This window comes from Ruegeria sp. (assembly GCF_965199275.1).
Taxonomy (GTDB): Bacteria; Pseudomonadota; Alphaproteobacteria; order Rhodobacterales; family Rhodobacteraceae; genus Ruegeria.
This window is the reverse complement of record NZ_CBDAQX010000009.1, coordinates 284,465-292,738: the sequence shown is the minus strand read 5'-3', so window position 1 is coordinate 292,738 and position 8,274 is coordinate 284,465. Positions and strand designations below refer to the sequence as shown.

Here is an 8,274-nt window from a genome sequence, read left to right as displayed (position 1 = left end):
GGGCACGCACCCGTCCCGCAAAGCGACACACCGCCCCTTTCGCGCGCGGAGCTGCGCGCCCTGCTCAGCGAGCTTGCGCCGCTGCCGCATCTGCGGGCGGGCAGGACCGCGCGCTGGCGCGGATTGTCCTGGTGAGCGCCCATGTGGCCGGGCTGGAGGCGGATGCGCTGCGCGGGGGTTTCAAGGATCGGGAGGTTGCACAGGCGCGGCAGATGGCCATGTGCCTGTGCGCTGCCCTCACGCAAGCCACGTATGGCGCATCGGTGCGGCCCTTGGCGGGCGCGATCATAAGGCGGTGACCCGTGGCATTGCCCGGGCGCAGGCGCGCATCGAGGCCTGTGATGGGGCGGCGCTGATGGTGGCGGAGGTGCTTGCGCATCTCAACGAGACCCCTGCGGGTGGCGGTGCGCCCTGTGGGGGAGGGCGCTCATGATGCATGCGGCGCGCCTCTCCCGCTCCCCGCGCCTGCAGCGCCTGCACGCGTTTTTGCGCGACGGGCGGGAGCACTCGACGCGCGAGATCGTGACGGGGGCGGATGTCTGCGCCGTGAATGCGGCCGTGGCGGAATTGCGCGCCAACGGCGCGGAGATTGCCTGCCGCCAGGGTATCGATCCGATGACGATGGAGCGCATCTTTCTCTACCGGCTTGTGAGGCCGGTCCCGCCACCGGCTCAAGGGGCGGCCGAACGCGCCCCCGTGTTGCGGAACCCGAAGATCAGCAAGGCCACACTGGAAAAGAGGACGCACAATGATTGAGCCCCGCGAACAGATAGAGGCGCGCCTTGATGCCGAATGGGAAGAGAAGGGTCTTTCGATTGTGGCGCGCGAAAGGGCGTTCGACCGTGGCCTTGACGGCATTGCCTGGGAGATGGGTGACTGGGTTGCCGAGCGCCCGACGGCCTATGGCGACATGACGCGGCTGGCGGAAAAGCTGGACGTGCCTTTGGGCACATTGAAGAACCGCGCCTCGGTGGCGCGGCGGATCGAACCGTCCCGACGCCGGGACGAACTGAGCTGGTCGCATCATGCCGAAGTGGCGGGGCTGGAGCCGGAAGAGGGGCGACGCGGTTCTGGCGAGGCCTCGCTTTACAACTGGTCCGTGGACCGGCTGCGCGGCGTGATGGCGGAGCGCTCCGCAAGGGGCCGTGCCGAGCGTGAAAACGCGCGACTGAAGGCGGAGATCGAGGCGCTGAAGGCCGAGCGGGCGGGGCCCCGATGCGGCGCGGCGCGTGGTTGATGGTGTGCGCGCCGATATCGAGGCAGGCCTTGATATGGTGGAGGAGGGTTATCGCCGCATTCTCGCTGCGACGGAATCGGAGGATCTTGCGGTCGCGGTTGCAAGTCTGCACGGCAATGCACGCCGCCGCCTGGCCCCGTCACTGGAGGCCCTGATCGGACGGGCGCTGGAGGAGAGGGTTACGAAGCTGGCCGGAAAAGTCAGCGCGTCGCTCACCCGCCTGGCGACGGATGCAAACCGTCACGACGCCATGACGGTTGATGACGCCACCCCGGAACAAGCCGGCCCCTTGCCGGCAGGGATTTCAGGCCATAGCCATGACATTCGCACCACCCAAACCCGCCATATCGCCAAACCCGCCCCCTGCAGCACCCCTGCAAGGCGCCCGCACGACCCCCTGCCTGTCCAATTCAAAACCCGCTAAAGGGGCTCTCAAGGCCCCCTCAAAGACCCGTTCAGGCACGGTGCCTTCCGCCGGTCTTCCGTCTCGTTCAGACGCACCCCCGAGCGCACCCCGCTCGTCTGCCGCACTGGCGCAGGCGCGGATGCGGCTCGATGCGGTGGCGGCCTCCGAGCGATTGATAGCCACAGGGATAGCGCGGGCGGATGCGGATGCCCGGGCCGCGCGCGAGGCCGGGGTGACAGGTGACACCGTGCGCCGCTGGCGTTTGACCTGCCAGGGCCTGGCACCCGAGGCGCGGCTGGTGGTGCTGACCGACCGGCCCGGCGCGGGCGCTGCGGGCCGCTCAGTGACGCGCAGATGCGCGACTGCGCCCTTGCGCTGATCCATGAGCACGGGGGACACCTGACCGCCTCCCATGTGCAGCGGGTGCTGAAGGCGCGCTATGGCAAGGCGCCGTCCTTGCGCGCGACACAACGCTGGCTGAAGGCCTGGCGGGGCGATGCGGAGAACGCCCGTGCGCTCTCGGCCGTCTCTGATCCTGACGGGCATCGCGCGCGGCTGGCCCCTGCGCTTGGGTGCGCGGCGGCGGAAGTGCGCGCGCCCAACGCGCTCTGGGAACTGGATTCGACGCCTGCGGATGTGATCTGCACCGACGGGCGGCATACGATCGTGGGGGCCATTGATGTCTGGGCGCGCCGGGCGAAGGTTCTGGTGGTGCCCACCAGCCGGGCAACGGCGATCTGCGCGCTCCTGCGGCGCTGCCTTGTCGACTGGGGCGTGCCGGAGGTGGCGCGCACCGATGAGGGCCGGGACTACACCTCGCGCCATCTCACCCGGGTGCTCTCGGACCTGGGCATCCAGCATGACATCTGCCCGCCCTATACGCCCGAGGCAAAACCTTATATCGAGCGCTTTTTCGGCACGATGACGCGCGATCTCTTTGCCTTCCTGCCGGGCTTTACCGGCCATGACGTGATGGACCGCAAGAAGCTTGAGGCAAAAAAGTCCATGTCCCGGAGACGCGGCACGGACGCGGCCGAGACCTTTGACATCGCGCTTTCCGGGGCGGAGCTGCAGCGCAAATGCGACATCTGGGTCGAGGCCATCTATGGGCGCCGCGCCCATGGCGGCACCGGCGGGAGCCCTTTTCAGCGCATGGCGGCTTGGGCGGAGCCGCTGAGAAAGATCAGCGATCCGCGCGCGCTTGATCCGCTGCTGGCCGAGCCGGTGAGCCGCTCGGGAGACGGGCCGCGCCGCACCATTTCCAAGCACGGCCTTTCGGTGGGGGGGTATCTGGTACATGGCCCCGGAGATGGGCACCCGCGTGGGCGAGCGCGTGGAGCTGCGCTATGACCCTGCCGATCCCGCGCGTCTTTTCGTGTTTTCGCCTGAGGGGCGGTTTCTCTTCATGGCCGAGGACCCCGCGCGCACCGGGGCTGATCTGGCTCGTATTGCGGCGCAGGCGAAAACCCGGGCCCGCAAGGCGACAGGGCCGCCCGCAAGGACGCCCCGCGATCTGGCCCGCGCCCACATCCCAAAGGGGCGATGGAGGATGTGCTCAGCGCGTCTGAGGAGGCGGCGGGCAAGGTGATTGCCTTTTCCAGCACCGGGGCACGGGCGGATCAACCCCATGAGACGCCGGCACTCAAGGAGGCCGGCAAGGCGGCCGAGGCCCGTGCGGGCGCAGGCGCCCCGATGGAACCGGCAGAAAACATCACACCCCTTGCGCGTGAGGCGCGCGGGAAGTCTGCGAACCCCGATCCCGCTTCTGCCGCCCTCGATCCCGCCCCCGCCCCGGCGGAGCTGCGGGCGCGGGTGGAGGCGGAAATGGCCGCCTTTGGCCTGTCGCGCGCCAGGGCTGCGGCCGAGATCGGTCCCGGGGTCAGCGCCCCCACGCTCTCAAGCTGGCTGAACGGCAGCTATGGCGGCGACAATGACGCCGTGGAGGCGCGGATCGGGCGCTGGCTTGATACCCGCGCCGAGCGCGCCGCCCATGCCTTTGGCGGGGCCCGGCTCGATGCCCATGCCGAGACCTGTGCCACGCGGGCGGTCAGTGCCGCCCTGGCCTATGCGCAGGCCGCCGGCGATCTGGCGCTGATCCATGGCCCCTCGGGGCGCGGCAAGACCTGGGCGGCCGAGACCCATTGCGCGGGCCGGGCGCAGGCGATCTGGCTGCGCGCCTCGCCGACGCTCACGACCCTGCCCCGGCTGCTTTCGCGGCTCGGCACAGCCCTTGGCGCGGGGGCACGCCCGACCCATTCCATGGAGGCCGAGCAGGCGATTGTGGCCGGCCTTGAGGGGCGCGGCGCGCTCATCGTGGTCGATGAGGCGCATCATCTGCGCGCACCCCTGCTTGATGAGCTCCGCTGCATTCGCGACATGGCCGGCTGCGGGCTGGCGCTCATCGGCGATGACACCATCCGCATGACGCTGGCGCGCTGTCCGCAGGTGACGGGGCGGATCGGCATGCGGGTCGATCTCAAGGCGCTGGCCCGCGACGATGTGGCCGCCATTGCCGCAGGACCGCTGGGACGCAAACCGGGCGCCCGCGAGATGAAACATCTGATCGCCGCCGCCGCAGGCCCCGGCGGGCTGCACGGGTTGCGCCGCCATCTGGCGCGGGCCTGGATGATCGCGCGCGGGGCCGGGCGCGAGGCGATCTCCGAGGCGGATATCGAAGCGGCGGCGGGAGAGCTGTCATGAGCGTAGAGGAGCTGATCGAACGGCTCTCTGAGCTGCCCGCCCATGAGGAGGTCTGGATCGCCGACATCCCGGGCGGCTTTCACGAGATCGAGGCGGTCGGGCTGGAAGACGGGCTGCCGGCGATCTTCGCGCATGTGGATTTTGAGGACGCGGCCGAGGGCTGACGGCGGATGCAAAAGACCCCCTGCAACAGTCAACACATCGAAAGGACATGTTATGGCACAGACAAACCCGCATCCCGACAGGGGCCCCGAGGCCCGGATCGACCAGGGCTGTGACCCGGAGAGCGAAGCCGGTCCCGTATCTCTGGGCCTGCCGCCGCTGAACTGGATCGATGCGGCCACGGTGGACATTGATGGTGCGCGCTACATGCGCGACGCACAAGGGCGGCTGACGCCGCTCGAGATGGTGCGCCCGCAGGACCAGTTGCAGGATGAGATGGTGCGCCGGGTCATTCATTTTGCCGGTGATCTCTCGGGGCAGATCGGGCGGTTCCGGTCCCATTGCTTTGATGAGATCGGCGGGTTTGATGCGATCCTGGAGGCCGAATATGGCGGCCATAGCCGCCGCTCGGTCAAGGGCAACCGCACCTATATGTCCTATGACGGCACGATGAAGGTGCAGGTGCAGATCGCCGATCGCATCGCCTTCGGCCCCGAATTGCAGGTGGCGCGCGACCTGGTGGAGGAATGCCTGGCCGAATGGGCCGAGGGCAGCCGCGCCGAGATCCGCACCATCGTCTCCCACGCCTTCCAGGTCGACAAGGAGGGCGAGATCGCGCGCGCCGGCATCTACAGCCTGCTGCGGCTCGATATCGCGGACGGGCGCTGGCGCAGGGCGATGGAAGCGATCCGCGATGCGATGCGGGTGGTGGGCTCGAAAACCTATATGCGCTGTTATCGCCGCGCCACCCCCGATGCGGCCTGGGAGCCGATCAGCATCGATCTGGCCAAGGCGGGCTGAGCGGTGGCGGTCTTTGGCACCCGCATGACGCGCGACCCGCTCTCCGCCGAGGCGCGCAGGCTCATCGACGCGGCGGTGGCGGCCGGGCGGATCAGGCATATCCCCGAGGGGGTCTCCGGTCTGCCCGTCACGCACCTGCCGATGAAGGCGCCCGAACACAAAGCGCAGCGGATGCGGATCGCGCGGCGGCAGAAGAGGTTCGAACGCGCGGCGCGCAAAGCGCAGGGCGGGGCGGCGGTGACATGACCCGCACCCGCCGATATGCCGAAGGGGACTGCGCCCGGCTGATGCGCGGGGCGCACGGGGCCTGCCGCAAGCTGGGACTCGATGCGGACGCACGCCATGATGTGCAACTGGCTGTGACCGGCAAGGCGTCGATGCGGGACATGTCCGCCCGCGACCTGGTCCTGCTGCTGGCCCATCTCAACACGCTGCAGGGTGAGGCGCGGTCCGGTGCAACCGGTCATCCGTCCAGTGGACGGATGAAGCGCCGAACGGGCGGAGCCCCGGATGGCACAGGGGGCGGCCACAGGGGCGGAGCCCCGGATGGCACAGGGGGCGGCCACAGGGGCGGAGCCCCGGATGGCACAGGGCGCGTCCACAGGGGCGGTCAGAAGGGCGCCAGCGCGGCCCACCGGGACAGCCACAGCGGCGCAAACCCCCACCCCAAAGCCAAAAGGGGTGACGTGCGCCTCATTCACGCGCTCTGGGGCGAACTGGGGCGCCGGGGCGCGCTGAAACGCCCGGGCCGCGCCGGGCTCAACGCCTTCATCCGCGCGCGCTTCGGGGCGCATTGGGCCTTTGTGCCCCTCGATGTGGATGCGCTGACCGATACGGGCTGCATCACCGATGTGATCCGGTCGCTGCGCGCGATGCTGGCCCGCTCCGGGCCCGCACCGGAGGAGGGCGCATGACCGGGTCGCTGCATGTCACCGATCACGCGGTGCTGCGCTGGCTCGAGCGCAGCTGGGGTGTGGATGTGGAGGGGCTGAGGGCGCGGATTGCGGCGCAGGTGCCGGGCGCGGAGGCCGCCATGCGCACCTTTGGCGAGGGCGCGGTGATCCGCGAGGGCCTGCGGTTTCATCTGCGGCGCACGGCAGATGGCACGGTCGCACTCGTCACCATAACCAGCGCCCAGGCCGGGCCGATCTCGAACCGCGCCGAACGGCTGAGCCTGCGGCACCAAAGGAGCGCCCACCGGAGACCTGACCATTGACCCGCCCGCATCAGACTTGCGCATCCGCGCCCCTGCCGGCCTCCCTGGCCGAGATTGCCGATCACGCCGGGCGCGAGGCAGCACTTGCCATCGCGCTGGAACATGGCGGGCGGAGCTGGCGGGTGCCCGCGCGCGATCAAAGCCCCGAGGGCCAGGCCCTGATCGCCCTTCTGGGTCACGCACCTGCACAGGCGCTCATGCAGGGCTGTGGCGGTCATGTGCTGGAGGTGCCGCTGGCGCGCCGCGCGGTGGTGCTGTGGCTGACAGGGCGCGGCCTGGGAACAGGCGAGATCGCCCGCGCCTTGCGTATTGCAACCGGCACCGTGCGGCGCTACCGGCGCGAGGCGCGCGCGCGATGAATGCCCCCGATCCCTTCCGCCTGCCTGAAGGCCCGGTGCAGATCGCCTTTTCCGGCGGCCGCTCCTCGGCCCTGATGCTGCATCATATTCTTGAAAACAATGGCGGGCTTGACCCCGACCACGTGCGGGTGATCTTCACCAACACCGGCCGCGAGAGGGAAGAGACGCTGGATTTTGTCGCGACATGCGGCACCCGCTGGGGCGTGGAGATTGTCTGGCTGGAATACCGCTATGGCAATGGTCCTCGCGCGGTCGAGGTTGATCACGCAACCGCGTCGCAAAACGGCGAGCCTTTTGAGGCGCTCATTCGCCGCAAGCGGCATCTGCCCAATGTGGCCGCGCGCTACTGCACCGCCGAGCTCAAAGTGCGCACCGCCAAGCGCTGGCTGGTGGGTCAGGGCTGGAAAAACTGGACGACGGCATTGGGTATACGAGCGGATGAACAATCGCGCTTGAAATATGATCCCAAAGAAAGATGGCAAAATTGGTATCCGCTGGCCGGGGCCGGCATTGCCCGGCGCGACGTGGCCGCGTTCTGGGCCGCGCAGCCTTTCGATCTGGCGCTGGCAGGTGAGGACGGGCGCACACCCCTGGGCAATTGCGATGGCTGCTTTCTCAAGTCAGAGGCCGTGCGCGCCGCCCTGGCCCGCGATGACCCCGACCGCTTTGCCTGGTGGATAGAGATGGAAGCGCTGGCCTCGCGCCTCAGCAACACCCCCTCAGGCGCATACTGGCGCAAGGATGGAAGCTGCGCGGAGCTGGCCGATTTCGTGGCGCGCCAGGGGGACTGGATATTTGAGACCGAAGGCGCTCTGTGCCAGGCGGAAGCGGGAGAATGTACCTAGATGAAGGATATGGATATGGAAGAACAGGACAAAAACGCCGATCCCGGCACCACAGCCCGCACCGCCCTTCTGGAGCGGCTTTCGGGGATGGAGGATGTGGAGACGATCACCGAGGCGGTAACCACGGCGCTCATCGAGACCGGGGCAAAGGTGGAAATCCCCCAGCTCGCCTGCGGCATCGTGGAAATACAGCTTTACGGCCTCGTCGCCCACGGGGGCGATCTGGGTGCGGCCTGTCTGATGTGGCTGGAGGCGGCGCGGGCGGTTCACAGTGAAGACTGAACGCCGCCAGCCCTGGCTTCCGGGTTTGACGCCCCCACCCCGGATGCGCCGCGTGATGATGCATGCCGATGACCGGGGGCAGGCTCCGGGCCTGATGCCCGGCTGGCGCACCGCAAAGGGCGGGCATTTCACATGTGGCCGCTGCGGCCATGAGGCGGGCTGGCTTTTTGACATGACCGACAGTGAAGTGCGGCGCGGTGTGCCCTGTCCGGTCTGCAACGATCCCGCACCGCCCCGGGTATAACCAGAGCAGCGGACCATGGTCC

Annotated in this window: 17 protein-coding genes; all 17 read left to right on the top strand. The window is 68.9% G+C overall.

The genetic code is table 11. The features are described from left to right. Positions 1-299: hypothetical protein (locus tag ACOERD_RS07235; protein ID WP_419738532.1), on the top strand; the 299-nt coding region annotated here is incomplete at its 5' end. Positions 300-429: 130 nt separating this feature from the next. Then, entirely contained in the window at positions 430-756 is a 327-nt protein-coding gene (locus ACOERD_RS07230) for a hypothetical protein (RefSeq protein ID WP_419738531.1), read from the top strand. Then, positions 749-1,237 (top strand): hypothetical protein, encoded by a 489-nt coding sequence (locus ACOERD_RS07225; RefSeq protein ID WP_419738530.1) that lies wholly within the window; start codon positions 749-751, stop codon positions 1,235-1,237. Before ACOERD_RS07230 ends, ACOERD_RS07225 begins: the two co-directional genes overlap by 8 nt. Then, positions 1,230-1,661 (top strand): hypothetical protein, encoded by a 432-nt coding sequence (locus ACOERD_RS07220; RefSeq protein ID WP_419738529.1) that lies wholly within the window; start codon positions 1,230-1,232, stop codon positions 1,659-1,661. Before ACOERD_RS07225 ends, ACOERD_RS07220 begins: the two co-directional genes overlap by 8 nt. Positions 1,662-1,782: 121 nt before the next feature. Then, positions 1,783-2,022, top strand: a complete 240-nt coding sequence (locus ACOERD_RS07215) for a hypothetical protein (RefSeq protein WP_419738528.1) — start codon at positions 1,783-1,785, stop codon at positions 2,020-2,022. Continuing rightward, on the top strand, positions 1,998-2,993 hold the full coding sequence (locus tag ACOERD_RS07210; RefSeq protein ID WP_419738527.1) for a DDE-type integrase/transposase/recombinase: 996 nt from the start codon (positions 1,998-2,000) through the stop codon (positions 2,991-2,993). Before ACOERD_RS07215 ends, ACOERD_RS07210 begins: the two co-directional genes overlap by 25 nt. Continuing rightward, complete coding sequence (locus ACOERD_RS07205; RefSeq protein WP_419738526.1) at positions 2,941-3,231, top strand: Mu transposase C-terminal domain-containing protein; 291 nt, start codon at positions 2,941-2,943, stop codon at positions 3,229-3,231. The genes ACOERD_RS07210 and ACOERD_RS07205 overlap by 53 nt, the downstream gene beginning before the upstream one ends. Continuing rightward, positions 3,186-4,343 carry an AAA family ATPase gene (locus ACOERD_RS07200; protein WP_419738525.1) on the top strand — a complete coding sequence of 386 codons (1,158 nt, stop codon included), beginning with the start codon at positions 3,186-3,188 and terminating at the stop codon, positions 4,341-4,343. Before ACOERD_RS07205 ends, ACOERD_RS07200 begins: the two co-directional genes overlap by 46 nt. Beyond that, complete coding sequence (locus ACOERD_RS07195) at positions 4,340-4,507, top strand: hypothetical protein (protein ID WP_419737798.1); 168 nt, start codon at positions 4,340-4,342, stop codon at positions 4,505-4,507. Before ACOERD_RS07200 ends, ACOERD_RS07195 begins: the two co-directional genes overlap by 4 nt. Positions 4,508-4,559: 52 nt before the next feature. Continuing rightward, a complete protein-coding gene (locus ACOERD_RS07190; protein ID WP_419737797.1) occupies positions 4,560-5,306 on the top strand; it encodes a DUF3164 family protein in 747 nt (248 codons plus the stop codon). 24 nt (positions 5,307-5,330) lie between these two features. Continuing rightward, positions 5,331-5,552: a hypothetical protein gene (locus ACOERD_RS07185; protein ID WP_419738334.1), complete on the top strand. Its 222-nt coding sequence runs from the start codon at positions 5,331-5,333 to the stop codon at positions 5,550-5,552. Then, positions 5,549-6,220 (top strand): hypothetical protein, encoded by a 672-nt coding sequence (locus ACOERD_RS07180; RefSeq protein WP_419738524.1) that lies wholly within the window; start codon positions 5,549-5,551, stop codon positions 6,218-6,220. Before ACOERD_RS07185 ends, ACOERD_RS07180 begins: the two co-directional genes overlap by 4 nt. Further along, complete coding sequence (locus ACOERD_RS07175; protein WP_419738332.1) at positions 6,217-6,522, top strand: hypothetical protein; 306 nt, start codon at positions 6,217-6,219, stop codon at positions 6,520-6,522. The genes ACOERD_RS07180 and ACOERD_RS07175 overlap by 4 nt, the downstream gene beginning before the upstream one ends. Next, the gene (locus ACOERD_RS07170; RefSeq protein ID WP_419738331.1) at positions 6,519-6,881 is read left to right on the top strand and encodes a hypothetical protein; all 363 of its coding nucleotides are present in this window, start codon (positions 6,519-6,521) and stop codon (positions 6,879-6,881) included. Before ACOERD_RS07175 ends, ACOERD_RS07170 begins: the two co-directional genes overlap by 4 nt. A 35-nt stretch (positions 6,882-6,916) precedes the next feature. Continuing rightward, the gene (locus tag ACOERD_RS07165) at positions 6,917-7,726 is read left to right on the top strand and encodes a phosphoadenosine phosphosulfate reductase family protein (RefSeq protein ID WP_419738330.1); all 810 of its coding nucleotides are present in this window, start codon (positions 6,917-6,919) and stop codon (positions 7,724-7,726) included. Then, complete coding sequence (locus ACOERD_RS07160) at positions 7,727-8,008, top strand: hypothetical protein (RefSeq protein ID WP_419737720.1); 282 nt, start codon at positions 7,727-7,729, stop codon at positions 8,006-8,008. After that, positions 7,998-8,252, top strand: a complete 255-nt coding sequence (locus tag ACOERD_RS07155) for a hypothetical protein (RefSeq protein WP_419737721.1) — start codon at positions 7,998-8,000, stop codon at positions 8,250-8,252. The genes ACOERD_RS07160 and ACOERD_RS07155 overlap by 11 nt, the downstream gene beginning before the upstream one ends. Positions 8,253-8,274: the final 22 nt, after the last annotated feature.